Origin of the sequence: Halegenticoccus tardaugens, from assembly GCF_004116405.1 — an archaeon.
GTDB lineage: Archaea > Halobacteriota > Halobacteria > Halobacteriales > Haloferacaceae > Halegenticoccus > Halegenticoccus tardaugens.
The window spans coordinates 305613-331708 of sequence record NZ_SDIC01000004.1 but is presented as its reverse complement, the minus strand read 5'-3'; the positions used below and the strand labels follow the sequence as shown (position 1 = coordinate 331708).

Annotated in this window: 26 protein-coding genes and 1 pseudogene; 13 read left to right on the top strand and 14 right to left on the bottom strand. The window is 68.2% G+C overall.

Annotation, left to right across the window (positions count from 1 at the left end):
* Nucleotides 1-26 precede the first annotated feature (26 nt).
* Nucleotides 27-542 (bottom strand): hypothetical protein, encoded by a 516-nt coding sequence (locus tag C3L37_RS12610; protein WP_129114966.1) that lies wholly within the window; start codon nt 540-542, stop codon nt 27-29.
* Between the two features lie 264 nt (nt 543-806).
* Here C3L37_RS12610 and C3L37_RS12605 point away from each other — a divergent pair, with 264 nt between their 5' ends.
* The gene (locus C3L37_RS12605; protein ID WP_129114965.1) at nt 807-2732 is read left to right on the top strand and encodes a beta-CASP ribonuclease aCPSF1; all 1926 of its coding nucleotides are present in this window, start codon (nt 807-809) and stop codon (nt 2730-2732) included.
* A 62-nt stretch (nt 2733-2794) separates the two neighbouring features.
* On the opposite strand, the gene C3L37_RS12600 is transcribed toward C3L37_RS12605, so the two are convergent.
* Entirely contained in the window at nt 2795-3112 is a 318-nt protein-coding gene (locus tag C3L37_RS12600) for a hypothetical protein (protein ID WP_129114964.1), read from the bottom strand.
* A gap of 133 nt (nt 3113-3245) precedes the next feature.
* Between C3L37_RS12600 and C3L37_RS12595 the strand changes: the two genes are divergently transcribed.
* The 3 genes and pseudogenes from C3L37_RS12595 (at nt 3246) to C3L37_RS12590 (ending at nt 4158) form a co-directional block, all read left to right on the top strand.
* Entirely contained in the window at nt 3246-3617 is a 372-nt protein-coding gene (locus tag C3L37_RS12595; protein WP_129114963.1) for a methylglyoxal synthase, read from the top strand.
* A gap of 63 nt (nt 3618-3680) precedes the next feature.
* Nucleotides 3681-3863, top strand: a pseudogene (locus C3L37_RS25995) (DUF7332 family protein); the annotation flags it as partial.
* 16 nt (nt 3864-3879) lie between these two features.
* Nucleotides 3880-4158, top strand: coding sequence for a DUF7332 family protein (locus tag C3L37_RS12590; protein WP_449267286.1), 279 nt, complete (start codon nt 3880-3882; stop codon nt 4156-4158).
* A gap of 16 nt (nt 4159-4174) precedes the next feature.
* On the opposite strand, the gene C3L37_RS12585 is transcribed toward C3L37_RS12590, so the two are convergent.
* Nucleotides 4175-5002, bottom strand: coding sequence for an endonuclease III domain-containing protein (locus C3L37_RS12585; protein WP_129114961.1), 828 nt, complete (start codon nt 5000-5002; stop codon nt 4175-4177).
* Nucleotides 5003-5172: 170 nt separating this feature from the next.
* Here C3L37_RS12585 and C3L37_RS12580 point away from each other — a divergent pair, with 170 nt between their 5' ends.
* Complete coding sequence (locus C3L37_RS12580) at nt 5173-5382, top strand: TOBE domain-containing protein (RefSeq protein WP_129114960.1); 210 nt, start codon at nt 5173-5175, stop codon at nt 5380-5382.
* A gap of 111 nt (nt 5383-5493) precedes the next feature.
* On the opposite strand, the gene C3L37_RS12575 is transcribed toward C3L37_RS12580, so the two are convergent.
* Together C3L37_RS12575 and C3L37_RS12570 are read right to left on the bottom strand one after the other, a co-directional pair.
* A complete protein-coding gene (locus C3L37_RS12575) occupies nt 5494-5937 on the bottom strand; it encodes a DUF371 domain-containing protein (RefSeq protein ID WP_129114959.1) in 444 nt (147 codons plus the stop codon).
* A gap of 97 nt (nt 5938-6034) precedes the next feature.
* Nucleotides 6035-6217 carry a hypothetical protein gene (locus tag C3L37_RS12570; protein ID WP_129114958.1) on the bottom strand — a complete coding sequence of 61 codons (183 nt, stop codon included), beginning with the start codon at nt 6215-6217 and terminating at the stop codon, nt 6035-6037.
* A 401-nt stretch (nt 6218-6618) separates the two neighbouring features.
* On the opposite strand from C3L37_RS12570, the gene C3L37_RS12565 reads away from it, so the two are divergent.
* The 3 genes from C3L37_RS12565 (at nt 6619) to C3L37_RS12555 (ending at nt 9860) form a co-directional block, all read left to right on the top strand.
* Complete coding sequence (locus tag C3L37_RS12565) at nt 6619-7527, top strand: coiled-coil protein (protein ID WP_129114957.1); 909 nt, start codon at nt 6619-6621, stop codon at nt 7525-7527.
* Between the two features lie 88 nt (nt 7528-7615).
* Nucleotides 7616-8617: a signal peptide peptidase SppA gene (gene sppA, locus C3L37_RS12560; protein WP_129114956.1), complete on the top strand. Its 1002-nt coding sequence runs from the start codon at nt 7616-7618 to the stop codon at nt 8615-8617.
* A 133-nt stretch (nt 8618-8750) separates the two neighbouring features.
* The gene (locus C3L37_RS12555; protein WP_129114955.1) at nt 8751-9860 is read left to right on the top strand and encodes a DUF373 family protein; all 1110 of its coding nucleotides are present in this window, start codon (nt 8751-8753) and stop codon (nt 9858-9860) included.
* Between the two features lie 83 nt (nt 9861-9943).
* On the opposite strand, the gene C3L37_RS12550 is transcribed toward C3L37_RS12555, so the two are convergent.
* From C3L37_RS12550 to C3L37_RS12535, 4 genes are all read right to left on the bottom strand, one after another.
* A complete protein-coding gene (locus tag C3L37_RS12550; protein WP_129114954.1) occupies nt 9944-10129 on the bottom strand; it encodes a DUF7333 family protein in 186 nt (61 codons plus the stop codon).
* A gap of 107 nt (nt 10130-10236) precedes the next feature.
* Nucleotides 10237-10977, bottom strand: coding sequence for a hypothetical protein (locus C3L37_RS12545; protein ID WP_129114953.1), 741 nt, complete (start codon nt 10975-10977; stop codon nt 10237-10239).
* A 198-nt stretch (nt 10978-11175) separates the two neighbouring features.
* Nucleotides 11176-12009 carry an aldo/keto reductase gene (locus tag C3L37_RS12540; protein WP_129114952.1) on the bottom strand — a complete coding sequence of 278 codons (834 nt, stop codon included), beginning with the start codon at nt 12007-12009 and terminating at the stop codon, nt 11176-11178.
* A gap of 83 nt (nt 12010-12092) precedes the next feature.
* On the bottom strand, nt 12093-13511 hold the full coding sequence (locus tag C3L37_RS12535; protein ID WP_129114951.1) for a geranylgeranyl reductase family protein: 1419 nt from the start codon (nt 13509-13511) through the stop codon (nt 12093-12095).
* A 115-nt stretch (nt 13512-13626) separates the two neighbouring features.
* On the opposite strand from C3L37_RS12535, the gene C3L37_RS12530 reads away from it, so the two are divergent.
* Nucleotides 13627-13809, top strand: a complete 183-nt coding sequence (locus C3L37_RS12530; protein WP_129115266.1) for a hypothetical protein — start codon at nt 13627-13629, stop codon at nt 13807-13809.
* Nucleotides 13810-13854: 45 nt separating this feature from the next.
* Here the strand turns inward: C3L37_RS12530 and C3L37_RS12525 are convergent, their stop codons facing one another.
* The 3 genes from C3L37_RS12525 to C3L37_RS12515 form a co-directional block, all read right to left on the bottom strand.
* Complete coding sequence (locus tag C3L37_RS12525) at nt 13855-15180, bottom strand: APC family permease (RefSeq protein ID WP_129114950.1); 1326 nt, start codon at nt 15178-15180, stop codon at nt 13855-13857.
* Nucleotides 15181-15395: 215 nt separating this feature from the next.
* A complete protein-coding gene (locus C3L37_RS12520) occupies nt 15396-16259 on the bottom strand; it encodes a 2-oxoacid:ferredoxin oxidoreductase subunit beta (protein ID WP_129114949.1) in 864 nt (287 codons plus the stop codon).
* Nucleotides 16256-18016: a 2-oxoacid:acceptor oxidoreductase subunit alpha gene (locus C3L37_RS12515; protein ID WP_129114948.1), complete on the bottom strand. Its 1761-nt coding sequence runs from the start codon at nt 18014-18016 to the stop codon at nt 16256-16258. The genes C3L37_RS12520 and C3L37_RS12515 overlap by 4 nt, the downstream gene beginning before the upstream one ends.
* Nucleotides 18017-18250: 234 nt before the next feature.
* Here C3L37_RS12515 and C3L37_RS12510 point away from each other — a divergent pair, with 234 nt between their 5' ends.
* The 4 genes from C3L37_RS12510 to C3L37_RS12495 all read left to right on the top strand — a co-directional run bounded on the left by C3L37_RS12510 (nt 18251) and on the right by C3L37_RS12495 (nt 22944).
* Entirely contained in the window at nt 18251-18604 is a 354-nt protein-coding gene (locus C3L37_RS12510; protein ID WP_129114947.1) for a hypothetical protein, read from the top strand.
* 58 nt (nt 18605-18662) lie between these two features.
* Nucleotides 18663-19301, top strand: a complete 639-nt coding sequence (locus C3L37_RS12505; RefSeq protein WP_129114946.1) for an FAD-dependent oxidoreductase — start codon at nt 18663-18665, stop codon at nt 19299-19301.
* A 173-nt stretch (nt 19302-19474) separates the two neighbouring features.
* The gene (locus tag C3L37_RS12500; protein ID WP_129114945.1) at nt 19475-21160 is read left to right on the top strand and encodes an NADH-quinone oxidoreductase subunit D; all 1686 of its coding nucleotides are present in this window, start codon (nt 19475-19477) and stop codon (nt 21158-21160) included.
* Nucleotides 21161-21243: 83 nt separating this feature from the next.
* Nucleotides 21244-22944, top strand: coding sequence for an acyl-CoA mutase large subunit family protein (locus C3L37_RS12495; protein ID WP_129114944.1), 1701 nt, complete (start codon nt 21244-21246; stop codon nt 22942-22944).
* 46 nt (nt 22945-22990) lie between these two features.
* Here the strand turns inward: C3L37_RS12495 and C3L37_RS12490 are convergent, their stop codons facing one another.
* Nucleotides 22991-25039, bottom strand: coding sequence for a TRAP transporter permease (locus tag C3L37_RS12490; RefSeq protein ID WP_129114943.1), 2049 nt, complete (start codon nt 25037-25039; stop codon nt 22991-22993).
* A 7-nt stretch (nt 25040-25046) separates the two neighbouring features.
* Complete coding sequence (locus tag C3L37_RS12485; protein ID WP_129114942.1) at nt 25047-26090, bottom strand: TAXI family TRAP transporter solute-binding subunit; 1044 nt, start codon at nt 26088-26090, stop codon at nt 25047-25049.
* Between the last annotated feature and the right edge of the window lie 6 nt (nt 26091-26096).

Below are 26096 nucleotides of genomic sequence, written 5' to 3'. Positions count from 1 at the left end.
TCGTCGGGCGGGGACCGCCGCGCGGCTCACCCCGAGTCGGTCGCGTTCTCGGCGTCGTCCGGACCGACCGCCGCGAACGGGCTGTCGCCCTCCGTCCACGGCCACCCCGGCAGGCGGGTCTGAAAGCCCGCCGCGAGCGCCGCGTCGAGGTCGTCCACGCCGGCGACCTCGTCGTCGAGGTGGTGCGTCACGTCCGCGTAGTGGAACGTCGCCTCGCCGAGCAGGCGGAGCGGCTGGTTGCCCGCGAGCATCCCGGCGAGTTCGCGGCCGAGCAGTTCGTCGACGACGAAGCCCGGGTAGTCGCCCGCGACGTCGAGGTCGCGGAGGAGGCCGACGAGTCCGGCGACGTTGACCGCGAGGTCGCCGTCGGCGAACACGTCGTCGACCGCCGAGCGGTACTGCTCCGTCGTGATCGAGTACACGTCGGTCGAGAACAGCTCGCCGAGATCCGCGCGGACGGCGTTGACGAGGGGGACGACGACGGACGCGCGCTCGTGGACCCACCGATACTCCGCGGCGACCGCCTCTGGAGTGAGTTCCATACGCGACGGACGCGCGGCACGCCCTTCGAGTTTGCGAAGGCTTTTATAATCGGGAGGTAATACAGCCGATTAAGCGGGTTTTCACTGCCTCTTCCCGCAGTTGAGCACCTGGCATTAGCAGACAGTACCTCATCGGCTATGCTCCCCGACACGACCGGTCAACAGGTGGCGACCGTCCGAGGACCCACAGCGGGTCCGACGCGTGTCCAGATGGGCAGTACACGAAGCCCGGACCGCCGCGAAGCGGCCGGGTAGCTTCGACACATGAGCTCAGTAGACAGGCAACTCGAAGAACTGCAAGCAGAGATCGAGAGCGAACTCCCCGGCGGCATCACGGTGTCCGACGTCAAGTACGAAGGGCCCGAACTCGTCGTTTACACCCGCCACCCGAAGGAGTTCGCGCGAAACGGCGACCTGATTCGACGGCTGGCGTCGAAGCTTCGCAAGCGGATCACGGTTCGACCGGATCCGGACGTCCTCTCGAACCCCGAGGAGGCGGAGGGGAGGATCATGACGGTCATCCCCGACGAGGCGGGCGTCACGGACCTCGACTTCCACGCCGACACCGGCGAGGTCGTCATCGAGGCCGAAAAACCGGGGATGGTCATCGGGCGGCACGGGTCGACCCTCCGGGAGATAACGAAGGAGGTCGGGTGGACGCCGGAGGTGGTTCGGACGCCGCCGATCGAGTCGTCGACCGTGTCGAACGTCCGGAACTTCCTCAAACAGGAGCGCGAGGACCGCCGCGACATCCTCGAGCGGGTCGGTCGACAGATCCACCGCGAGGAGCTGGGCCGCGAGCAGTGGGTCCGCATCTCGACGCTCGGCTGCTGCCGGGAGGTCGGTCGCGCGAGCTTCATCCTCTCGACCGCGGAGACGCGCGTCCTCGTCGACTGCGGCGACAAGCCGGGCGCGGAGGGGGAGGTGCCGTACCTGCAGGTCCCCGAGGCGCTCGGCTCGGGCGCGAACTCCATCGACGCCGTCGTGCTCACGCACGCGCACCTCGACCACAGCGCGCTCATCCCGCTCCTGTTCAAGTACGGCTACGACGGCCCCATCTACTGCACCGAGCCGACCCGCGATCTCATGGGTCTTCTCACCCTCGACTACCTCGACGTCGCCGCGAAGGAGGGGCGCGCGCCGCCGTACGAGTCCGAGATGGTTCGGGAGGCCATCAAACACTGCATCCCGCTCGAATACGGCGACGTGACCGACATCGCGCCGGACGTGAAGCTCACGTTCCACAACGCGGGGCACATTCTCGGCTCCGCCGTGAGCCACTTCCACATCGGCGACGGCCTCTACAACGTCGCCTTCTCCGGCGACATCCACTACAAGGACACCCGGCTTTTCAACGGCGCGGTCAACGACTTCCCGCGCGTCGAGACGCTCGTGATGGAGTCGACGTACGGCGGTCGAAACGACTACCAGACAGACCAGGAGGACTCCGAGCGGAACCTCATCGACGTGATCAACCGAACCCACGAGAAGGGCGGAAAGGTCCTCATCCCCGCGTTCGCCGTCGGGCGCTCACAGGAGATCATGCTCGTGCTGGAGGAGGCGATGCGCGAGGGGAAGATCCCGCGCATGCCGGTCCACCTCGACGGGATGATCTGGGAGGCGACCGCCATCCACACGACCTACCCCGAGTACCTCCGCGACGGCGTCCGCGACCGCATCTTCCACGAGGACGAGAACCCCTTCCTCGCCGAGGAGTTCAACCACATCGACGGCGGCGAGGAGGAGCGACAGGACGTGACCGACGGCGGCCCGGCGATCATCCTCTCGACCTCCGGGATGGTCACCGGCGGGCCGATCATGTCGTGGCTCCGCCACGTCGGCCCCGATCCGGACTCGAGGCTCGTGTTCGTCGGCTACCAGGCGCAGGGAACGCTCGGTCGGCGCATCCAGAACGGCTGGGACGAGATCCCGATCAACGACCGGGACAACGTCGGTCGCTCCAACACGTTGAAGCTGAAGATGGACGTCGAGACGGTCGACGGCTTCTCCGGCCACGCCGACCGGCAGGGGCTCATGAACTTCGTGAAGACCATGAACCCGCGCCCGGAGAAGGTGCTCTGCGTCCACGGCGACGAACGATCCGTGCAGGACCTCTCCTCGGCGCTGTACCACGAGTTCAACATGCGAACGTTCGCGCCCAAGAACCTCGAAACGTTCCGCTTCCGGTAGGTCGGACGCGCCACCGAACCGACGGACGCGATTGCTGATAAATCTCGGGCCTCGCCGTCGGTCTATCCGTCGACGCGGGCGAGTCCCCACTCGTCGTCCTCGACGCGCGCTCGCAGGAGTTCCTCGCGGTCGCCCAGCACCCGGAACACGAACCCGCCGTCGTCGCGTTCGAACTGCGCGTCGAGCGCCGTCACGTCCGCGGCCGTCTCCCGCTCGATCGGCTCCGGCGGCCCGTCGTCGCGGTCGGCTTCGAGGTCGTAGTCGGCGTAGTTCGCGCGGGTCGACGCCGCGATCGTTCCCGCCTCGTCGTACACGTCCGCTGTGATTCCCTCCCCGGACTCGGTCTCCGCGATTTCGAGCGCGTACGTTTCCATCGGCATGCGTGGCGACGTTCGGGCCGACGGCGTTTCAGCGTGCGGGCCGGTCCCGGCAACCGCGGCGGGCGGACCGGTTCCGAGGCCGCGACGGGGACGACCCGGTGGGATTCATTAGTCCGTCCGACCGAGTGGGGATATGCGACTCGCGCTCATCGCCCACGACGAGAAGAAGCCGGCGCTCATCGAGTTCGCCAGGGAGCACCGGGACGTGCTCGAAGCGTGCGACCTCATCGCCACCGGCACGACCGGAAAGCGCCTCACGGAGGAGACCGGACTGGACATCGAGCGCAAGGCGTCCGGCCCGATCGGCGGCGACCTGATGATCGGCGCGGAGGTCGCCTCCGACGACTGCGACGGGATCATCTTCCTCCGCGACCCGCTGACCGCCCAGCCGCACGAACCCGACATCTCGGCGCTGATGCGCATCTGCGACGTCCACGACGTGCCGCTGGCGACGAACCTCGCGACGGCCGACGCGCTGCTCGCCGGACTCGACGAGCTTCAGTAGGCCGGAGAGCGCGAATAGGTAAGGAATACGAAACGTTAACCGACGGCGGCGAGTGGGGCCGCCATGGCCGGGACCGTCACCCGTCGCACCGCCGTCGCGGTCGCCCTCTCGCTTCTCGTCGCGGCGGCCGCCGTTCCCGCGTCCGCGGCGGCCGAAGACGGGAGCGCGTCGCCGGGCGCGTTGGCGGCGACGCACCCGGCGGCGACGGCGTGTTTCCCCGACGGCGGCCACGAGTTCGCGATCGGGACCGAGGGGGCCCCGGATCGACCTCCGCGTCCACGCCTCGCTCCTGACGAATCTCGGCGGGCCGGGCGCGCTCGGGGTGGAGGCGAGGGGGACGACCGGGGAGCACCGGATCGTCTCGCTCGACGCCGGCGTCCTGTTCGCGGGCGTCGGCGACCCCGCGCGCTTCCTCCGGTACCCCTTCGACCGGTTCGCGCTCGCGTTTCGCTACGCGTTCGAGGTGCCGACGCTTCCGGACGTTCGCTACGAGTCCGACGAGGTGCCCGTCGTCGGCCCGGTCGGAACCGCGGCGTGCTGATCGGCCGTCGCGTCCGTCAGTCGGCCGCCTCCGCGGGATCGACGACCGTCCCGTCGAGTTCGTCGACGCCGACGCGGTCGCAGCGGTCGTACAGGGGGCACGCCTCCGGGCCGTCGAGGCAGGCGGGCTTTCGCGCCGTGCAGTACTCCCGCCCGAACTGGATCATCGCGGTGTGTCCGAAGCCGCACTTTTCGGCCGGCACGTCGCGCTCCAGGTGCTCGCGGACCGCCTCGTGGTCGGCGTCCGCCGGCGCGAGCCCCATCCGGCGGGCGATCCGGTGGACGTGCGTGTCGACCGGGAACACGCCGCCGCGGCCGCCGGCGAAAAGCAGCACGCAGTCGGCGGTCTTCGGCCCGACGCCGCGGATCTCCAGCAGTCGATCTCGGACCGCCGTCGGGTCCTCCTCGCGGACGAACGCGTCGAACCCCGCCGCGCCGCCGAACTCCTCGACGATCTCCGCCGCGGCCCCGACGATCATCTCGGACTTCTGGTTGTACAGCCCCGCGGACCGGATCGTCTCGGCGAGTACCGACCGCTCGGCGTCGGCGAGCGAGAGCGCGAGGTCGTCATCCGAACCCGCGTCGGTGCCGTCGCCGTCGCCGTAGCGCGCCATCAGACCGTCGTGCGCCGGCTGGCTCGCCACGTCGCTCGTGTTCTGGCTGAGGATCGTCCGGACGAGGCAGGTGAAGGCGTCCCGGCCGCCGTAGGCCTTCCGCCAGTACAGCTCTCCGAGTTCGTCGACGACGGCCTCCGCGCGCGTCCCGGCGGTGGCGGGGTCGAACTCCGCCTCGACGCCGCCGCCGGCGCTGCCGCCGCTTATGTTCTCGGCCGGCTCTTCGGGCATGCGCGGTGAGACGGCCGCGGTCGACAAAAGGAGCACGAAACGCGCGGCGGTTGGTCGATGGTCGATGGTCGGTCGGCGGACGGCGAACGGGCCGTCGTCCCGGCGCTTCGATCGCACTTCGCGCCGACGCGCGGGCAAGTCTCATGTCGGTTCGAAGACGACAGCTACGTATGTCCCTCAGCGCGCGGAACAGACTCGCGGGAACCGTTCGATCGATCGACTCAGAGGGCCTCGTGGCGGAGGTCGTCGTGGAAACCGAGGGCGGAGAGACCGTCGCGGCGGTCATCACCCGCGACTCGGTCGAACGCCTGGGGATCGACGAGGACGACGAGGTGAGCGCCGTCGTGAAGGCGACGGACGTGATGATCGAAGCCGAGTAGCGTAGCGCCGGTCGCGCCCGGTCCGCGTCGTCGGGCGCACCCGCGCAGACGGGACGAGAGGAGACGAGGCGGGCAAGGCAGGGTGGCGCGACCGACTGGGACGAGACGGCGCTACCGATCCTGCTCCCCCTTTCCGTCCGCCGGTTCCACGGAGAGCGTCACCGTCACCTCGGCCCCGTCCGAAAGCGCCGCGACGAACTCGCGGTCGAACCCCTCCGCGGCCTTCTCCGCGCCGACCATGATCGTCCGGTCGTCGACGTAGTCGCTCGTCCGACCGACCGCGCTGCGGTCGTCCTCGAACGAGAGCTCCGGGTGGCCGCGGCCGACGACGGTCTCGGTTCGTTCCCCCGCCTCGAAGGCGGCGACGATCCGGGCGTCGGAGTCGCGGCACGCGGCGACGAACTCGCGGTCGAAATCCGCGGGCGTCCGGTCGGCCTCGACCGCGAGGATGCAGTCCCCGGCGGGCGTGAGCCAGTCGTCGCTCGTCACCTCGAACGTGCTCGCGTGCGTCGCGGAAACGTGCTCGTGGCCGCGGGCGCGGATGATTTCCTCCATGGTGGAACGGCGACGGCGGCGACGCAAAGGGCTGGCGCTTCCGGCCTGATCGGCCGGGCCGACGGTCGACGCACTCGGCGGTCGACGCGGTCGGCGCTCACTCCCGAACGACGGTGATCGTGACCGCCCCGCAGTCGCACTCGTACGCCCGGCGCTCGCCCGCGGCGGTCCGCATGACGAGCATGAGCGACTCCTCCGAGAGCGGGCGGCCGCATCCCGCCGCCTCACAGGCGCAGGCGAGGTCGTTGAGCATGAACGAGAGGAGGGCGACGAACCGCATTAAACCGAGCCAAGGGCGGAGCGAAAGTGAAAGTGAAACCGGACGTGCACGGCCGTGATACGACGGTCCGCCGAACGGCCGCGGAGCGCCCGGCGCGGCGTATCGGTCGCGGTCCACCCCGATCGCCCGTCCGCTCTCGACGTCGCCGTCGATTTATATGCGCCGTCGACGCGGCGGGAGCGTCCAGACGCCCGAATCGGGCGGTGTGGTAGCCAGTTTCACTCACTCCTACCACCGAAGTATTTATATGTCGCACGGCTGTAGGACAGAATACCAGAACGCCTCCGGCGTTCCGGCGGCATCGCACGTAGAATGATCGGGAATTCTTATACACGGCCGGTCGCATTCCGACGAGCAGCCGCTACGGCCGGAGCGGTGATGGTATCGAGGACTGATCACGCATGGCAGTAGAAAAATTCGACATCAAGGAACTCGACGTTTCGAAGAACGTCGAACTGACGGACGACAAGCTCGAAAACGGTTCTAAAGGACAGCTCATCAAACTCGCCGGACAGCTCCGCGACCGACGGAACGATCTGAACCAGATGGCTTCCGAGCGGGCGTCGCGCCGCGACGATCTCAACGCGAAGACCCGCGAGAAGGTCGACGAGGCGCAGGAGCACCGCGAGAAACGCGACGAGCTCAACGAGCAGGTACAGGAGCACAAACAGAAGCGCAACGAGCTCAACGCGGAGGCGAACGAGCTGTTCGACGAGGTCGAGAAGATGAAGCAGGATCTCGAACTCGACGACGGCAAGGACCTCGAGGAACTCAAAGAGGAGATCGAACAGCTCGAGTTCCGCCAGCAGACCGAGGTGCTCTCGACCGAGGACGAGCGCGAACTCATCGAGAAGATCGAGAAAAAGCGCGAGCAGTACCGCGAGAAGAAGGAGAAGGTCGACGACAGCGGCGAACTCGAGGAACTCGTCGAGGAGGCCGAGGAGGTCCGCTCCGAGGCGTCGAAGCACCACCAGAAGGTGACGGAACTCGCCGACCAGGCCCAGGAACACCACAACCAGATGATCGAGGCCTACCGCGAGGCCGACGACATCCGCGACCGGGCCGACGAGATGCACGAGCTGTTCGTCGAAGCCCAGGAGGCGGCTGACCGCCACCACGAGGACTTCGTCCGCGTCCAAAAGCGCCTGCGCGAACTGGACAAAAAGGAGGAGGCGGAGCGGAAAGACGAGCGCGCGGAAAAGCGCGAGGCCGCGAAGCAGGAGGCCGAGGAGATCTACCAGAAGTTCAAGGAGGGGGAGACCCTCGACACCGAGGACCTGATGAAGCTCCAGAAGACGGGGCTGCTGTAAGTTCGACGTTTCGTTTCGACTCCGTGCGTTTTCGTGTCGGTTTTATTGTCGCCGCCCCCCGAGGGACTGGCATGTCGGGTGTATCAGCATGAACGAGGCGACGGAGCGAATCGCGCGGGCGACGGTCGTCGTAGTCGGAGCGCTCGTCGCCGCGGCGGTCGCGTGGATCCTCTTCGTCGCAGTGCCGGCCGACCTCGCCGATCTCCTCGGCGTGGTCCTCGTCGTCGCGGTGACGCTCTTCGGCGTTCGATTGGCCGGACGGATCGCGGCCGCGAAGTTCCCCGGGTACAACGTGGCCGAGGTCGCGGTCGAGGGGCCGATCACGCGCGACGGCGGGCGGCCCGGACCGCTTCCGAGGCGGGCCACGGGCCCCGGCGCGGACGAGATCGTCGCGCAGATCGAGGCGGCCGACGAGGACGACCACGCGGAGGCGCTGCTCGTGAAGCTCAACACGCCCGGCGGACAGGTCGTCCCGAGCGACGACATCCGTCGGGCGGCGATGGCGTTCGACGGCCCGACGATCGCCTACGCGACCGACGTCTGCGCGAGCGGCGGCTACTGGATCGCGAGCGGCTGCGACGAACTGTGGGCGCGCGACGCCACGCTCGTCGGCAGCATCGGCGTCATCGGCTCGTCGGTGAACGTCTCCGACCTCGCTGAGGGGCTCGGAATCTCCTACGAGCGCTTCGCCGCCGGCAAGTACAAGGACGCCGGGATCGCGCTGAAGGAGATCTCGGACGACGAGCGGGCGTACCTTCAGGGGCTCATCGACGACTTCTACGAGAACTTCGTCGAGCGCGTCGCGGCGGGCAGGGACATGGACCCCGAGGCGATCCGGCGGACCGAAGCCCGTGTCTACCTCGGGGAGAACGCGGTTAACGTCGGCCTCGTCGACGAACTCGGAACGCGCGAGGACGTCACGGAGCGCGCCGAGGCGCTGCTCGGCGAGGCGGTAACCGTCCGGGAGTTCGGACCCGAGCGGGGCCTGATGGCGCGCCTCCGCGGCGGCGCGGAGTCGGTCGCGTACGCCTTCGGCGCGGGTCTCACGGAGCGCGTGACGCCCGACGAGGGGTTCGACCTCCGGCTCTGAGGCGGCGGCGCGCGAATCCATCGAGACGGCGACGGCGACGACGGGAGAATCGCCCGACGGGGCGCACGGGACGATCGAGCGGCTCGACGAAGCGACAGGGGGGTTTTTAGCCCGCGACGTACTCGCCAAAGGTGTGATGACGCTGGTCCTCTGTGTCGATCGCTCGAACGAGATCGGCCGGAAGACGGGGATCCGGACGCCCGTGTCCGGATGGGAGGCCGTTCACTCGCTCGTGACGGACGTCGGGCTCGCCGACCCGGAGGATTCGAGCGTCAACTGCCTGCTGGAGGCGCTTCGGATCGCGCGCGACCTCCGCGACGACCGCGAGGAGGCCGTCGTCGCCGTCGCCTCCGGCGCGGGCGAGTCGCTCGTCGGGGCCGACCTGTCGTTCGCCGCGCAGCTCGACGACCTCGTCGAGCGACACGACCCGGACGCGGTGGTGGTCGTCATCGACAGCGCGCAGGACGAGCGCGTCGTCCCGATCGTCGAGAGCCGCCTGCCGGTCGCGGCGGTCGATCGGGTGGTCGTTCGGCAGGCGCGCGACATCGAGTCCACCTACTATCTGCTGAAGCAGTTTCTCGCCGACGAGGAGCTCCGATCGACCGTCCTCGTCCCCCTCGGCGTCGGGTTGCTCCTGGTGCCGCTTCTCTTGCTGCGCTTTTCGCCGACGGTCGCGCTCGCGGGCGTCGCCGCCCTGCTCGGGGCCGCCCTCCTGTACAAGGGCCTCGCGATCACGGAACGCCTCGCGCACCTCCCCGAGCGCGCCCGCGAGGCGCTGTACTCAGGACAGGTGTCGGTCGTCACCTACGTCGTCGCGGCGGGGCTCGCGCTCGTCGGCGTCTCGCTCGGCGCGCTCGCGATCTCCGACCGTCCGGACGGCGGGTCGGCGCTCGTCCGCGCGATGCTGTTCGCCTACAGCAGCGTCCCGTGGCTCGCGCTCGCGGCGCTCACCGCCAGCACGGGGCGGTTGATCGACGAGCTCATCCGCGCGGAGGGCACCCGTCGCCCGTACCTGAACCTCCCGTTCGGCGTCGTCGCGCTCGGTCTCGTGGTCCGCGGCTTCTCGGGGTACATCCTCGAACGGGAGCACGCGCTCCGACACCTCGTGCTGTTCGACTACGTCGTCGCGCCCGCCCACCGGCTCGCGCTGTTCGTCGTCACCGGCATCGTCGTCAGCGTCGTCGGCGTCAAGGTCGCCGCCAGCATGAGCGACGAGACGCTGGAGGAGGCGGCGGAGCAGTAGTACGCGCGTCGAATCCGTCGACGCCCGCGTCGCGCCGTCGGACCGCGAGGGAAAACGGGAACCGCGATCGTCTCGCTCGCGCGTCAGCGCGCCGTCCTGTACTCGCCGTGTTTGACGCCGACGTAGAGCGCGAACAGGCCGAACAGCGCGATGCCGACGCTGACGCCGAGGCTGAGGGGCTGTGGCATCGGACTCGTCAGCGTTCCGCCGACGATGATCAAAAGCGGGATGGCGAAGAGTATCGCCGTCCTCGGGAGGTCGAACTCCATATCAGAATCTAGGAGGGACGACGATTAAACCTTACTCACGCGGTTTCGACGCCGCGGAATCGTTCGAGAAGGCGGACGATCGCCGGTCCGCCCCGTCGAGACCGCCCTCACCCCGCTCCGCGCGGGCGGACGACGTCGGCGAGGGCGACGACGAGGCCGAGCAGCCAGCCCGCGGGAACCGCGATGCCGAACCACATGCCGACGTACGCGACGCCTTCGAGCGTGAAGTTCTCCCGGAGGAACGCGCTGATTCCGAACGCCGCGAGGACGTTGTCCAGCAGCCACACGGCGAGGGTGTAGCTGTTCGGGAAGACGACGCTCGCGAGTTCGGGCGAGTAGAGCGCGGCGACGACCGGCGGGAGAAACAGCGCCGTGACGCCGGCGGGGTACGCGAACAGGACGCTCGTTCCCCGTCCGCCGAGCCGGGAGAACACCACCGCGAACGCGGCGCAGACGGTGGCGACGAGGCTCGCCGCGAGGACGGCGACGAACCCGTTGAACGAAAAGCGGACGTGCGCGACCGCCGAGAGCGCGCCCCAGACGAGAAGCGACAGCGCGACGACGCCGGCGACGCCGAGGCGCGCGCCGACGCCCCCGATCCGACCGGCGTGAAAGCGCGCCGCGAAGCCGACGAGAAGCAGCGGGTAGCCGACGGCGACGAGCGGGACTCCGAGCGCCGCCCAGCCCCAGTACGACGCCCGCTGGGGGCCCGTCTTCGGTCGCCACTTGCCGACGATCCGTCCGGGGTCGAGTTGCCGCGGAAAGGCCAGTTCCATCCACGTCGCGTGCAGTCGCGCGAGGTCGATGCGGACCGCGCCGAAGAGCCCGGGTCGAGGCGTTCGTTCCATCTATGTTGAGTGTCAATTCATCTGATGTAAATGTGTGGATTTCGGTAGAGAGTCGCCACGTGCACCGTGCAGGCTGTTGCCAGTAATATCCGTCTGTCGGTACTTACCGCGGACACTCGGTGTGGTGAAAAGCGTGGACGACACGGACCCGAGCCGCAGGAGTCTACCGACGGCCCAGTCAGCGGCGAACGCGACGGCTCACCAGGGCGCGAATCCGGGATCGACCCGCCGGTCCGTCCGGCCGATGCCGTCGATCGTCTCGACGTCCTCTTCGTCGAGTTCGACCGCGAGCGACGCCCAGTTGTCCCGGATGTGCGCCGCGCTCGTCGCCTTCGGGATGGCGGTGACGCCCTTCTCGCGGAGCCACGCGAGGCTCACCTGCGCCTCGCTCGCGTCGTGTTTCTTCGCGACCCCGCTCAGTTCGGGCGCGTCGAACACCGCCCCGCGGGCGAGCGGCGAGTAGGCGACGACCTCCACGCCGTGTTCGGCGCACGCCTCGCGGATCTCCTCCTGGGGGAGCAGCGGGTGGAGTTCGACCTGGTTGGCGAAGATCGGCGCGTCGGAGACGTCGACCGCCTCCGCGACCTGTTCGGGCTCGAAGTTGCTCACGCCGATTCGGTCGACGAGCCCGTCGTCGTACAGCTCGTTGAACGCCGACAGCGTCTCCTCGGGGTCGTACTCGCGGGCCGGCCAGTGGACGTACAGCAGGTCCACGGAATCGACGCCGAGGTCGTCGAGGCTCGCCTTCGTCGTCTCGATCACGTCGTCGTGCGCGAGGTTGTCGATCCACACCTTGGTCGCGAGGAAGATCTCCTCGCGCGGGACGTCCGCGGCCGCGAGCCCTTCGCCGACGTGCTCCTCGTTGCCGTACGCCTGCGCGGTGTCGACGTGGCGGTAGCCCGTCTCCAGGGCCGTCCGAACCGACTCGGCGCACTCGTCGCCGTCGTCGTTCTGCCACGTGCCGAGACCGAGCATCGGCATCCCCTGTGCCACCGGACAGTCGTCGCTTTCGAGCGACTGCTCTTGAGACATCGTCTCCGACTACGGGCGTGAACGGAAAAGGGGTTGTGTCCGGGGAAGGGGATGCCGACAACCCGCGCCCGGCGCGGGTTCGCTCAGTACTTCGGCTCCGCGCCGGAGATCGCGTACACTTCGTCCATGATGGCGTCGCGCGCCTCGCGCCACGCGTCGAATCCGCGCGGCGAGGCCGGGTAGGCGTTGTACTGGTCGCGTATCTCGGCCGCCTTTCGCTGGATCCGGTACAGCTCGTACAGCTCGTCCCAGTAGCCGAACGTCTTCGCGAGCGTCTTGAGCTTCAGCCCGAGGCCCATAGAGGAGGTCCCGGAGCGGGCCACCGCGTCCGCGAGCTGCTGTCCCGGGAGCGACGAGACGATCTTCACGAGTTCGTCCACCTCGTGGGAGCCGCCCCAGATGTTGTAGAGGTCGATGGCGGCGAAGCTCTTGCCGAAGCTCGTCATGACCTCGCGGTTGTACTCCCACAGCGACTCCTCGCTCACGTCGCCGTCGCTTATCGCCGCGACCGCCCGCTTCGCCGCCCAGTGTGCCGACTTGGCGGCACCGGGGATGCCGCCGCCGGTGGTGGGGTTGACGTGGCCCGCCGAGTCGCCCGCGGCGATGAAGCCCGGCGCGACCGCCGAGTCGTACGGCCGTCGCGTCGGCAGCGCCGCGCCCAGCTTGTCCTTCACGGTCGCCCCCGCGAACTCCGCCCTGTCTCTGAGGTCGCGTTTGAGCGCCCCGACGAGCTTCATCGGCGGTTTGTTCATCTGGAAGCCCAGCCCCGCGTTGATCTCGGTGGAAGACCGCGGGAAGTACCAGAGGTACCCCAGTTCCTCGGTGGGCTTGAAGACGATCGCGTCGTCCCACTCGACGGGTTCGTTCACCTCGACGATCTCGCGGTACGCCGAGCAGAACTGCGAGTACGAGACGTTCGTGTCGAACGAAGCGCGCGAGAAGTCCGCCCTGTCCTGGAGGATGGAGAGCGCGCCCGCGCCGTCGATCGTCACCTCCGCCTCGTACGCGACGACCTCGCCGCCGCGTTTGCCGCGGACCCCCCGGATCCGGCCGTCGTCGTCCTGCAGCACGTCCTGAACGACGGTGTCGTAGTGAAGCTCCGCGCCCAGCCGGTCCGCCTCTTCGAGGATCACCTCGCCGTAGCGCTTGCGGTCGATCACCGCGCCCGAGATGCCGCCGAACGGGATCTCGACCGTCTCGCCGTAGGGGTTCTCGAACACCGCGCGCGTGATGTTCTGGTTGGTGAACGACTCCGATTTGAGGTAGTCGAGATCGACGACGTCGGGGAACGTGCTCTTGCCCTTGATCGCGTCGCCGCAGGCGATGTGTCCGGCCTCGGCTTCGCTCTTGCGCTCGACGAGGACGACGTCGAGCCCCTCCGACGCCGCCGTCGCCGCCGCGAAGGCCCCGGCGGTGCCCCCGCCGACGACGACGATGTCGCAGGAGCGCGTGCCTCGGCCGGGCCCGCCCGGCGCATCGCTGTCCGACGGTTCCGCTGCCATGTTACCGTTGCTTGTCAGCGCCGTCATAAAAAAGGAGCGTATCCCCGCCTCCGCCCGACGGCGGACAGCGTTTTTGCCCGGCCGGGTGGTACCCGTACACCGGGTGAGACTCACGATGGCGCTACTCACGGCCGAGAACACGAACGTCCTCGCACACCGCGTCGCCGGCGACTCGCTCGTGTACGAGTGTCCGAACTGCGAGTTCGGGGAGGTACTCCTCACGGATCTGATCGAAGCGGCGGACGCGAGGTGCTCGGACTGCGGCACCCGGTACCACCTGTACGTCGAGGAGGTGTGACGCGAGGTCGGGACGCCCGCGAGAGCGACGGCGACGCGTCGGGGGTCACAATCGCTTTTCGATCCGCCCGACCCCCTGGGCGATCGTCTCCCGCTCGAAGTAGAGCAGTTCGAGTCCGACCACCGCGGCCGCGATGCCGACGACGAGCACGAGGACGCCGAACTCGCTCGTGTAGAGGTGCCAAAGGAGGAGCGGGAGGAAGGCCGCGGAGCCGACGACTCCGACCGCGGGGACGACGCCGTTGATTTCGTCCCTGTCGCGCCGTTCGAAGGCGAGGTAGCTCATCGCCCCGAAAACGACGATGAAGGCGAGCGACGCGAACTCGGTGATCGCTTCGAGGCTCCCGTAGACGGAGAACGCGACCGTGAGCGCGCCGATGACGAGGACGGTCCGGGTCGGCACTCCCTCGGCCGACGCGTCGCCGACGCGGTCGGGGAGCAGGTCGTCCGAGAGCATCCCCTTCGAGAACAGGGCCGTGCTGAACATCGTCGCGTTGATCGCGCTCGCCGTCGAGAACAGCGCCGCGAGGCCGATGGCGACGTACCCGATCTCCCCGGCGAAGCGCCGGGCGGCGATGGCGAGCGCCACGTCCGGGTGCTGGACGACCTGCCCCCGGCTCACGAGGCTGATCGTCACGAGCGCGACGACCGCGTAGATGAGCGTCGAGACGGGGATCGAGACGTAGACCGCCTTGCGGATCGTGTCGGCGGGGTTTTCGAGCCGCTCCTGGTCGTACATGAGGAGCTGCCACCCCTCGAAGGAGACGAACGACACGGCCGCCGCGACGATCGGCCCGACGGGATCGCCGACGATTTCCGCGGTCCCGAATCGGAGCGCGCCGTGGGTGTATCCGAACCAGACGCCGAGGACGCCGAACAGGGCCACGATGCCGACCTTGAGCGCGACGAGCACGTCCTCCGCGACGCTCGACTCGCGCGCGCCGACGACGTTGAGGCCGACGAAACCGGCGACGACGAGCGCCGACATGACCGGGCGCGTCGGCAGTCCGACCACTGGCAGTCGCTCGACGCCGAACACCGATCCGAAGTACGCGCCGAAGGCGTACCCGTACATCGCCATCGTCCCGACGTAGCCGACGATGAGCGTCCAGCCGACCATCCCGGCCAGGGTCGGGTTGCCGAGGAACTCCTCGATGAACGTGACCGACCCGCCCCCCGAGTCGCTGAGTTCGTTGAGCTTCACGTAGGAGTAGCCGGTGCACATCGCGACGACGCCGGCGACGAGGTACGCGAACCACGCCGACGGTCCGGCGACCTTCGCGACCACGCCGAGCACGGCGAAGATGCCGCCGCCGATGACGCCGCCGAGGGCGAACGACACCGCCTCCGTCGGTCCGAGCGTTCCTCCCATGTTCACACGTGCCGCCTTCGCCGTGGATAAGCGGACTGGCCGGCGAGTCGGGTGTGAACGAGCTGACGCAGCGGTTCTCCGAGAAGGTAAAAAAAAGCGCGATCGAACGCGCCCCGACCGCGAGCGAGTCCCGGAGGGACGAGCGAGCGGCCGTTTTCGGTCGAGCTTTTTGCGCCGAGCGGTGCACGAGGCGCGCCCGAGGCGGAAAACGGTCGCTAGTAGAACTCGCGGACGAGATCCGTCGCGTCCTCGGGCGCGCCGTCGGGGATCTCGGCCATGTTCTCGGTGAGGCCGTGCTGCTGTTCGTAGGACACGGACTCGTCGTCCTGGTAGATGACGCCCATGTACTCCTTCGAGGAGTCGAGGATTTTCTCCTTCGCGGCGTCGAAGTCGGCCGGGTCGTGGTCCGTGTCCGCGAGGTCGACGAGGCTGTCGCGGAAGTAGTCGTAGGTGTCCACGTCGTTGAACGTCACGCAGGGGCTGAACACGTTGACGAAGCCGAAGCCGTCGTGTTCGATGGCCTTCTGGACGATCTCCTGGTGTCGGAGGGCGTCCGAGGAGAACGACTGGGCGATGAACGTCGCGCCCGCCGCGAGCGCCAGGGCCATCGGGTTCACCGGCGGCTGCTTCGGCCCTTCGGGCGTCGTCGAGGTCTGGAAGTCCTCGCGGCTCGTCGGCGAGGCCTGCCCCTTCGTGAGGCCGTAGATGCGGTTGTCCATGACGACGTACGTCATGTCGACGTTCCGGCGGACGGCGTGGACGAAGTGGCCCGCGCCGATCGAGTAGCCGTCGCCGTCGCCGCCCGCGACCATCACTTCGAGATCGGGGCGCGCCATCTTCACGCCCGCGCCGACCGGGAGCGCGCGGCCGTGGACGCCGTGGAGGGCGTACGAGTGCATGTACGTCCCGATCTTGCCGGAGCAGCCGATCCCGGCGACGACGAACGTCTCGTCGGGGTGGTTGCCCGTCTCGGCGAGCGCTTTCATCATGCCGTTCATCGTGCCGAAGTCGCCGCACCCCGGGCACCACGTCGGCTGTTTGTCGGATTTGAAGTCGGTGAATCGAACCTCGGAACTCATGCTGTGACCTCCTCCTGACGGAGGGTTTTCGCGATTTCTTCTGCGAGTTCGTCCGCCTTAAACCGCACGCCGTCGTACTTGTTCACTCGCGTGACCCGCCGGAGCGCGTCGCGCTCGAGCACGTCGGCGAACTGACCGGTGTTGTTGCACTCGACCACGATCACCCGTTCGGCGTCGGTGATCTCCGCGGAGAGGTCGGGGCGCGGGAAGACGTAGGGGACGGAGATGAAGCGCACGTCGACGTCCTCCGATTCGAGAAAGTCGATTGCCTCGACCATCGCGCCCTCGTTGGACCCCCACGAGATGACCAGGTTCTCCGAGTCGGGGTCCCCGAACTCGCGGTAGTCCCAGTCCTCGCGCTCCTGTGCGGTCCGCACCTTCCGGTTGCGCTTGTCGACCTGCTCGACCCGCATGTCGGTGTCCTCGGTCCGCCGGCCGAGTTCGTCGTGTTCGAGGCCGGTCGACATGTGCGCGCCGCCGGAGACGCCGGGGAACGCGCGGGGGCTGATCCCGTCGTCGGTGAGCGCGTGGGGCTTGAATTGGCCCTTCTCGTTTTGCCACTCGCCGACCGATCCGTCGTCGACGACCAGCCCGCGATCGATCTCGACGGCGTCCATGTCGAACGCCTCGGGCGGGAACGTCTGCTCCGTCACGGCGAGCGCGAGGTCGGCCGCGAGGTAGACCGGAACCTGGTACTTCTCCGCGAGGTTGAACGCCTCGACGGTCTTCCAGAAGCACTCCGAGATCGTCGTCGGCGCGACGACGAACCGCGGCACCTCGCCGTGGCCGCCGTAGAGCAGCTGGTTGAGATCGCCCTGCTCCTGCTTGGTCGGCATCCCCGTGGAGGGACCGGAACGCATCACGTCGACGATGACGAGCGGAGTCTCGCTCGTCGCGACGAGGCCGAACGTCTCCGTCATCAGGTCGATGCCGGGGCCGGACGTGGCCGTCATCGCGCGCGCGCCGGCGCGCGCCGCGCCGAGCGCGAGGTTGATCGCGGAGAGTTCGTCCTCCGCCTGCACGACGTGGCCCCCGTATCGCTCGATGCGTCCGGTCAGGTACTCCATCACGTTCGTCGCGGGCGTGATGGGGTACCCCGCGTAGTAGCGACAGCCGGCCGCGAGCGCGCCCATGCCGATGGCCTCGTCGCCGTTGAGGAGGACGTAGTCGTTGTCGGTGGTTTCGAGGTCGTAGTCGTAGTCGTGGTCGTACTCGTCCGCGACGTAGTCGCGACCCTTCCGGGCGGCCTCCTTGTTGTTGTCGACGAGCTTCTGACCCTTGCTGCCGAAGCGCTTCTCGAGCGCGCTGTCGAGGTTCTCGATCGGGAAGTTCGAGACCTCGCAGGCCGCGCCGAGCGCGACGACGTTGCGCATGATCGCCCCGCCCGCCTCCTCGGCGAGGCTCTTCAGGGGGACGTCCAGCCCGATCATCCCCTCCGGGATCTCGACGTCCTGCATCGTGGTGCGCTCGCCGTCGTAGACGATGACGCTACCCTCGTGCAGTTCGTCCATGTTCTCGTCGATCGTGCGCTGGGTGAGCGCGATGAGAACGTCGAGACGGTCCACGACACTTTGGACCTGGTCGACCGACGTGCGGACCTTGTACGCCGTGTATCCGCCGCGGATACGGGAGGCGAAGTCCTTCGAAGTAAACACGTGCCGTCCAGCCCTGGAAAGCGCCTGAGCGAAGATCTTCCCCGTGGAGTCGATGCCATCGCCAGCCTCTCCGCCGATGGCCCAATTGAAGTCCGCAGGCATGCTGACTTGGAGGTATCCGTGGCCCGGTCAAAAGCCTTCTGAAAGAATCGATCGACAGACGCCTCGGCGGTTTAGCGGCCCGAAGCGCCCGCGTCGACGCCCACCGATCGACGGCGTCGTCGCGGCGCTCGTCCGCGACGGACGATTATTCTAACTGATACGCGGGGGGCTAGATTTAAGTAAATATGTCGAATCGTGGGAAGCACCGAATCGGGTCGGGGGGAGGATACTGGAATGGTGTGTGTCAGTTGTGGGTTACAATCGGGGTACAACCGGGCCGTCGTCGAGCTGACGAGCGGGGTCGAACTGGGAGGGTTCTGTCGATCGTGCGAGATCAGGGAGTTCGGGCGGAGTCTCGAACGCGGCCGCTGGTCGCTGAACGACGGGTGCGCCCTGTGCAGCCGCGACGGACACTTCGCGCTTCCCGCCTGGGAGCCGACGGCGACGGAACGCGACGGCGACATCGTCGGCTCGGTCGAGTACCGCGTCACCGACCGGACGGTCGCGCTGTGCGACGAGCACTTTCACGAGGTCGTCGAGGGAATCGAAGATCGGCGGCGACGGGTTCGGACGCGCGATCCGGTGTGATCGATCACAATCGGGGCCGAAAAGGAAAGGGTCGTGCCGGCCCTCGGAACCGGACGAGATGGACGCCACCGTCACCGTCACCGCGGTCGGACAGGCCGGACCCGACACCGTCGCGATCGAACTGGAGTCGCCGAGCGAGTTCGACGCCCAGCCCGGGCAGTTCGTGAAGCTCTCCGCGACCGTCGACGGCGAGGAGTACTCGCGGTTTTACACCATCTCCTCGCCGGACGTCGAGGGGACCTTCGAACTCACCGTCGGGATCGACCCCGACGAGGGCGGGCCGTTCAGCGAGCACCTCGCGAACCTCGAAGCGGGCGACGAACTCGCGGTGGTGGGACCCTTCGGCTCCGACTACTACGAGGGCGAAGCGCGCGTGGTCGTGCTGGCCGGCGGTCCCGGCGTCGGACCGGCGATCGGCATCGGCGAGCGGGCGGTTGCAGACGGGCGCGAGGTCGCGATCGTCTACCGGGACGACGCGCCCGCCCACGAGGAGCGGCTCGACGCGCTCTCCGCGGCCGGTGCGACCGTCGTCGTCACCGACGGATCCATCGACGACGCCGTCGCCGACGCGCTGACCGGCGCGTCCGACGAGCAGGTGTTCGTCTACGGCTTCGCCGACTTCGTCGACGAGGCGACCGCCGCGGTGGAGGCCGCGGGCGTCGACGCGGGTGACGCGAAGGTGGAAAATTTCGGCTGAAGCCGCGCCCGGTCGGGGACGTTCGATTTTCACGATATTCTCAGATAAGTAAGAGTAACGACAGTGTTTTCCACGTCGCAGGTCAACGTTCGCCGAACGCAGACCGGCCGAGTCGCACGGTTCTTGCGCCGGAAGGGCCGCCACGACCGAGCCGAGACCGATCCCCGAGAACGATGAGCGAGACACCACAAGACACCGAAACCGCGGCGGAACAGTCGGCGGAACAGCGGCGAACCGGCGTCGACGCAGACGCGATCGCCTCGCTGCTCGGCGACCGCGTCGTCGGTCGCGAGGAGCACGTGAACGCGCCGGGGTACGTGATCCGCCCCGACGAGGTACAGGGCGCGCTGTTCGCGCTGCGCGACGAGGCCGGCTTCGACCACCTCTCCTGTCTGACCGCCCAGGAGTACGAGGACCGCTACGAGTCGATCTACCACCTCAAGAAGTTCGACGACCCCACCCAGGAGGTCAGCGTCGTCGTCCCCACCGACAAGGAAAATCCGGTGAGTCAGTCGGCCGAACCGGTCTACCGGACGGCTGACTGGCACGAACGCGAAGCGTACGACCTGGTGGGCATCGAGTACGAGGGCCATCCCGACCTCCGGCGCATCCTCCTGCCCGAAACCTGGCAGGGCCACCCCCTCGCGCTCGACTACGATCAGGACCGCCCTCAGATGGTCACGCTCGAAGAGCACGCCAACCCGCTCCAGGAGGACCAGCGCGCCGAGGCGGACGCGGACACGATGTTCCTCAACATCGGGCCGCACCACCCAGCCACCCACGGCGTGCTCCACCTCGAAGTGACGCTCGACGGCGAGCAGGTCGTCAACGTCGATCCGGACATCGGCTACCTGCACCGCTGCGAGGAGCAGATGGCCCAGCAGGGCACCTACCGCTACCAGATCATCCCGTACTCCGACCGTTGGGATTACACCGCCAACCTCCCGAACGAGTGGGCGGTCGCCCGCGCCATCGAGGACCTCGCGGACCTCGACGTCCCCGAGTACGCGCAGATCCTCCGGACGATGTCGGTCGAACTCGGCCGGATGCTCGGACACTTCCTCGCGGTCGGGACGTTCGCGCTGGACGTGTACGGCGACTTCACCGCGATCTTCATGTACGCGATCCGCGACCGCGAGAAGGTCCAGAACCTCCTCGAAGATCTCACGGGCCAGCGGATGATGTTCTATTACTTCCGGCTCGGCGGCGTCGTCTGGGACCTGCCCGAACCGCGCGAGGAGTTCTTCGAGAAGACCCGCGACTTCGTCGAGGAGTTGCCCGAGGCGCTCGAGGAGTACCACGACCTCATCACGGGCAACGAGATCCTCCAGGTTCGGACCGTCGGCACGGGCGTGCTCCCGCCGGACGTCGCGAAGAGCTACGGCGCGACGGGCCCCGTCGCGCGCGGGTCCGGAATCGACTACGACCTCCGGCGCGACGACCCCTACGGCTACTATCCCGAACTCGACTGGGACGTGTGCGTCGAGGACGGCTGCGACAACTTCTCGCGCCTGCTCGTGCGCATGCGCGAGGTCGAACAGTCAGCGCGGATCGTCGAGCAGTGCGTCGATCTGCTCGAAGACTGGCCCGAGGAGGAACGAACCATTCAGTCGAACGTCCCCCGGACGCTCCGGCCCGACGACGACAGAGAGATTTACCGCGCAGTCGAGGCGGCGAAGGGCGAACTCGGCGTCTACATTCGCGCCGACGGGACGCCGAAGCCCGCGCGCTTTAAGATCCGCGCCGCGTGCTTCAACAACCTCCACACGCTCGGCGAGATGTCCAACGGCGAGTTCGTCCCGGACCTGATCGCGAGCCTCGGCAGCCTCGACATCGTCCTCGGATCGGTCGACCGGTGAGGTCGGACCGGTCGATCGGCGACCGGACGAATCGTCCGCGCCCGACCCGAATCCTTAATGAATAGTCCGGCAAAAATCCGTGCATGTACGACGAGGACGAACTCGCGGCGATCCGGGCGGCGCGAACGGAGTGGGAGGCCGAGACGCGCGACCCGGTACGCGAGCGACACGGCGAGCGAAAGGACCGGTTCGCCACCGTCTCGAACCTCGAAGTGAAGGATCTGTACACGCCCGACGACGTGGCGGACCTCGACTACCTCGACGATCTCGGCTTCCCCGGCGAGGAGCCGTACGCGCGCGGGGTCTACCCGACGATGTACCGCGGGCGCACGTGGACCATGCGCCAGTTCGCGGGGTTCGGCACCGCCGAGGAGACGAACGACCGCTTTCACTACCTCATCGAGAACGGCCAGACCGGCCTCTCGACGGCGTTCGACATGCCGTCGCTGATGGGCAAAGACTCCGACGACCCGCTGTCGGACGGCGAGGTCGGCAAGGAGGGCGTCGCGGTCGACACCCTCCGGGACATGGAGATCCTCTTCGACGGCATCGACATCGGCGAGGTGACGACGAGCTTCACGATCAACCCGAGCGCGCCGGTGATCTACGCGATGTACGTCGCGCTCGCGGATCGGCGTGGCGTCCCGCGCGAGCGGATCGGCGGCACGCTCCAGAACGACATGCTCAAGGAGTTCATCGCGCAGAAGGAGTGGGTGATCCCGCCGGAGCCGTCGCTTCACCTCGTCACCGACACGATCGAGTTCGCCGCGAAGGAGACGCCGCGGTTCCGCCCCATCTCCATCTCGGGCTACCACATCCGCGAGGCAGGCTCGACCGCCGTCCAGGAGCTGGCGTTTACCCTCGCGGACGGCTTCGCCTACGTCGAGGACGCGATCGACCGCGGGCTCGACGTCGACGACTTCGCCCCGCAGCTTTCCTTCTTCTTCAACTCGCACAACTCCATCTTCGAGGAGGTCGCCAAGTTCCGCGCCGGGCGGCGGATCTACGCGCGGATCATGCGCGACTGGTACGGCGCGGAGGACGATCGCTCGAAGCAGCTGAAGTTCCACACCCAGACCGCCGGGCAGTCGCTCACGGCCCAGCAGCCGCTCAACAACGTCGTCCGCGTGACGATCCAGGCGCTCGCGGGCGTCCTCGGCGGGACGCAGAGCCTCCACACGAACAGCTTCGACGAGGCGCTGGCGCTCCCCTCGGAGGAGGCGGTCCGCGTCGCCCTCCGGACGCAGCAGATCATCGCCGAGGAGTCCGGCGCGGCCGACAGCGTCGACCCCCTCGCCGGGAGCTTCATGGTCGAGGCGCTGACGGACGAGGTCGAGGAGAAGACGATGGCGTACATCGAGGAGATCAGGGAGCTGGGCGGCGGCTCCGTCCGCGACGGGGTCCTCCGCGGCATCGAGGAGGGGTACTTCCACCGCGAGATCCAGGAGGCGTCCTACGAGTACCAAGAGCGCGTCGAAGAGGGCGAGGAGGTCGTCGTCGGCGTCAACAAGTACGACACGGACGAGGACACCCGACCGGACCTCCTGCACGTCGACGACGAGGTGCAGACGCGACAGCTCGCGCGGCTCGACGAGGTGAAGGCGGAGCGCGACGACGACGCCGTCGACGCGGCGCTCTCGGACCTCCGGGGGGCGATCGAGGGGGGCGAGAACGTCATGCCGTACCTCGTCGACGCGGTGAAGGTCTACGCGACGATGGGCGAGATCATGCGGGTGTTCGAGGAGCGGTACGGCGCGTATCAGGAGACGATCGGACTGGCGTGAACGGCGAGCGCCGCGACGGCAGACCGATCTGCTGTCGGAGACGGTTCTACTGCCCCCTCGTCGGCACGTCCGACCGTCGGTCGCCGGCGAGGTGGACGAGCCCGAGGCCCGCGAGTATCACCGCGACCGCGCCGGCCTGAACGGCGAGCACCGGCGCGAAGAGGGCGACGGCGGCGAGCGCCAGATAGCCGACGCGGAACGACGGAGCGAGGTCGTTCCGCCCGTCGTACCCGGTCGCCGCGGCGACGAGCGCGACGACGCCGACCGAGACGACGAGGGCGGCGACGGGGGTGGCCGGGAGGGACCACGAGACGAGGGCGGGGTTCGCCACAAGCGCGAAGGGGATGAGGAAGCCGGGCGCGCCGATCCGCATCGCCTGTTTGCCCGTCCGCATGAAGTTCGCGTCGGCGATCCGCGAGCCGACGGCGACCGCGACCGCGACGGGCGGCGTGATCGCCGAAAGCATCGCGAAGTAGAACACGAACAGGTGGGCGACGATGTCGGCGACGCCGACCTCGATCAATCCCGGGGCGACGAGGATGACCACGAGGATGTACGCGGCCGGCGTCGGCATCCCCAGCCCGAAGAGGATGCTCAGGAGCATCGCCATCACGAGCACCGCGACGAGCACCCCGCCGGTGAGCGCGACCATCCGCAGGCTGATCTTCTGGGCGAGCCCCGTCTGCGTGAGCATGCTGATGATGATCCCCATCGCGGCCAGCACGCCCACGAGCGGTGCCATCTCGACCGCCCCCTCGCGGAAGCCGTCGAGCGTCTGCGCTGTGGTGTCCCGCAGCGTCCCGATCGAGAGGCCGTCGACGTACAGGTTCCTGACGTACATCGTCGCGACCATCGCGGCCATGGTGTACAGTCCGGCGCTGAGCGGCGTCAGCTGAACCACGACGAGGGTGTAGACGAGCACCGCGAGCGGGACGGCGAAGTGGACCCCGCGGCGGAGGACGCGCGCGTCGAACGTTCCCGTTCGCTCCGCGGTCCAGCCGAACTTGAGGACGACGAACTGCACCGCGAGGCCGACGCTGAAGTAAAAGAGGAGGGCGGGGAGGAGCCCGGCCTTGATGACGTCGACGTAGGGGACCTGCAGCATGTCGGCCATGAGGAAGGCCGCGACGCCCATCACGGGGGGCATCATCTGGCCGCCGCTGGACGCGACCGATTCGATCGCGGCGGCGAAGTCGTCGCGGACGCCCTGTCGCTGCATCATCGGGATCGTGAAGCTCCCCGTGGTCGCGGTGTTCGCTGCCGCGCTCCCGGTGATCGACCCCATCGCCATGCTGGCGATCACCGCGACCTGCACCACCCCGGATCGGAGCTCCGTTCCGACCTCGGAGCCCGCGTCGAGGACGTAATCCAGCGCGCCGTAGCTCTTCGCCAGTCCGGCGAACATGATGAACACCGCGACCCACGTCGTCCCGACGCCGAGGACGAACCCGTACGTGCCGGTCAGGCCGATCGCGCCGTACCGGGCGACGTCGGTCCACCCCATCCCGGTGTGGCCGAGGAAGCCCGGGAGCCACGGGCCGGCCATCGCGTAGAGGATCGCGGCGAGCACCACGCCCGTGATCGCCGCCCCGTACGCGCGCCGGGTGGCGTCCGCGACGAGGACGACGATGACCGCGCCGACGAGAAAGTCGAGGTCGGAAAACCCGATCACCGGCGCTTCCGACTGGAGGCGCTGAAAGTTGACCTCGACGTACGCCGCGACGCCGATCGCCGCGACGGCGGAGAGGAGACAGACGATTCCGTCGATCGATGCGATCGAGCGGCCGGGACCGTCGCTCGATGCGGCGGGTCGGTCGGCTACGCCGGTCGACCGCTCGTCCGCGTCGATCCGCATGGCTGCGTCGGTCCGATCGTCCGCGTCGGTCCCCTCCGCTCCGTCCCGCCGCTTCAGCGCCTCCGTGAGGTAGAACAGCGCGACCCCCGCGCCGAGAAAGACGTTCGAGTGGCGGAGCTGGACGAACGGGAGATCGTAGGCGTAGTAGAGCGTGTACGCCGTGAGGGAGATCGCCAGCAGCGAGGCGGTCCCGCGGAGGATTCGATCGCCGTCGAACCGGCGCTCCGTGGTGACGGACATCGGACGCTCACTCGTTCCCGCGGGTGAGTTCGTCCTTCCACAGACCCTGCTCCTCGTAGAAGTCCGCCGCCGCCGGGTGGAACGGGACCCCCTCGTAGGCGTTTTCGAGCCAGAACTCGCCGTCCTCGAGTCCTTTCAGCAGGCTGTGATTCCCTTCGAGTTTCTCGCGGTGTTCGTACATCGTCGAGAGGAGGTCGTAGACGGCGTCGTAGCCCAGGTCGTTGCGGACGACGAAGTTGTACGCGAGGAAGGGCGTCCTGAGCGTCTCCGGCGCGTAGGCGTAGTCGTCGAACTCGGCCGTCTCGATGTCGGTGATGAGAATCGCCGGGTCCTCCCGCATCTTCGAGACGGCGTCGTCCGGAAAGTCGAGCAGTCGGAGATCGACGGTGCCCTTCATCTCCTGGAGCCACCCCGGTTCGACCGAGAGGTTCACGAACGTCCCCGCGCCGACGTCGAGACGGCCCTCGTTCATCGCGCTGGCCTGCTCGCCGTAGTCGATGCTGATGCGGTCGTAGCTCTCGGTGACGTACCCGAGCGCGTGTTCGAGCATCTCGGCGGTGCCGGATCCGCTCGGGGTGGGCGACACTCTGCTCTTTTCCTCGATGTCCGCGACGGACTCCCAGCCGTCGTTGGCCGTACAGAAGAACCACGCGAGGTCGTAGAGGTGGAACACCTGATTGGGCTGGAACGAGAAGTCGTCGAACGGCGGCTTCTTTTCGCGGAGTTTGTCCGCGGTCCAGTTTTGAATGTACGCGATCTGGATCTCCTCGCGTTCGAGTTCGCCCACGTTGACGTTCGTCCCCTCGCTCGGGCGCGCGTCGACGCGCACCGTCTCCGAGTTCTCGTTGACGACGGCGGCGATGCCCTGGCTCATCGCGTAGGCCGCCGTGGTCTCCGACGCCGTCTTCATTACGAGATCGGTCGGGCCGCCGTCGCCGCCGTCGCCGCCGCTCCCCTCGCCGAGACACCCGGCGACCGTCGCGAGACCCGCCGTCGCGCCCGCCGCTCGGAGGAAGCCCCGTCGGTTCGTCTGCCTGTGTTTGCCACACATACCGCC

Coding starts and splice junctions, on each gene's coding strand:
- C3L37_RS12505 (WP_129114946.1), top strand. CDS start 18,663: ATGGACGCCACCGTCACCGTCACCGCGGTCGGACAGGCCGGACCCGAC.
- C3L37_RS12515 (WP_129114948.1), bottom strand. CDS start 18,016: ATGCCTGCGGACTTCAATTGGGCCATCGGCGGAGAGGCTGGCGATGGC.
- C3L37_RS12485 (WP_129114942.1), bottom strand. CDS start 26,090: ATGTGTGGCAAACACAGGCAGACGAACCGACGGGGCTTCCTCCGAGCG.
- C3L37_RS12550 (WP_129114954.1), bottom strand. CDS start 10,129: ATGGAGTTCGACCTCCCGAGGACGGCGATACTCTTCGCCATCCCGCTT.
- C3L37_RS12510 (WP_129114947.1), top strand. CDS start 18,251: ATGGTGTGTGTCAGTTGTGGGTTACAATCGGGGTACAACCGGGCCGTC.
- C3L37_RS12585 (WP_129114961.1), bottom strand. CDS start 5,002: ATGCCCGAAGAGCCGGCCGAGAACATAAGCGGCGGCAGCGCCGGCGGC.
- C3L37_RS12495 (WP_129114944.1), top strand. CDS start 21,244: ATGTACGACGAGGACGAACTCGCGGCGATCCGGGCGGCGCGAACGGAG.
- C3L37_RS12600 (WP_129114964.1), bottom strand. CDS start 3,112: ATGCCGATGGAAACGTACGCGCTCGAAATCGCGGAGACCGAGTCCGGG.
- C3L37_RS12605 (WP_129114965.1), top strand. CDS start 807: ATGAGCTCAGTAGACAGGCAACTCGAAGAACTGCAAGCAGAGATCGAG.
- C3L37_RS12525 (WP_129114950.1), bottom strand. CDS start 15,180: ATGGGAGGAACGCTCGGACCGACGGAGGCGGTGTCGTTCGCCCTCGGC.
- C3L37_RS12530 (WP_129115266.1), top strand. CDS start 13,627: ATGGCGCTACTCACGGCCGAGAACACGAACGTCCTCGCACACCGCGTC.
- C3L37_RS12580 (WP_129114960.1), top strand. CDS start 5,173: ATGTCCCTCAGCGCGCGGAACAGACTCGCGGGAACCGTTCGATCGATC.
- C3L37_RS12595 (WP_129114963.1), top strand. CDS start 3,246: ATGCGACTCGCGCTCATCGCCCACGACGAGAAGAAGCCGGCGCTCATC.
- C3L37_RS12500 (WP_129114945.1), top strand. CDS start 19,475: ATGAGCGAGACACCACAAGACACCGAAACCGCGGCGGAACAGTCGGCG.
- C3L37_RS12565 (WP_129114957.1), top strand. CDS start 6,619: ATGGCAGTAGAAAAATTCGACATCAAGGAACTCGACGTTTCGAAGAAC.
- C3L37_RS12545 (WP_129114953.1), bottom strand. CDS start 10,977: ATGGAACGAACGCCTCGACCCGGGCTCTTCGGCGCGGTCCGCATCGAC.
- C3L37_RS12610 (WP_129114966.1), bottom strand. CDS start 542: ATGGAACTCACTCCAGAGGCGGTCGCCGCGGAGTATCGGTGGGTCCAC.
- C3L37_RS12520 (WP_129114949.1), bottom strand. CDS start 16,259: ATGAGTTCCGAGGTTCGATTCACCGACTTCAAATCCGACAAACAGCCG.
- C3L37_RS12570 (WP_129114958.1), bottom strand. CDS start 6,217: ATGCGGTTCGTCGCCCTCCTCTCGTTCATGCTCAACGACCTCGCCTGC.
- C3L37_RS12535 (WP_129114951.1), bottom strand. CDS start 13,511: ATGGCAGCGGAACCGTCGGACAGCGATGCGCCGGGCGGGCCCGGCCGA.
- C3L37_RS12540 (WP_129114952.1), bottom strand. CDS start 12,009: ATGTCTCAAGAGCAGTCGCTCGAAAGCGACGACTGTCCGGTGGCACAG.
- C3L37_RS12575 (WP_129114959.1), bottom strand. CDS start 5,937: ATGGAGGAAATCATCCGCGCCCGCGGCCACGAGCACGTTTCCGCGACG.
- sppA (WP_129114956.1), top strand. CDS start 7,616: ATGAACGAGGCGACGGAGCGAATCGCGCGGGCGACGGTCGTCGTAGTC.
- C3L37_RS12490 (WP_129114943.1), bottom strand. CDS start 25,039: ATGTCCGTCACCACGGAGCGCCGGTTCGACGGCGATCGAATCCTCCGC.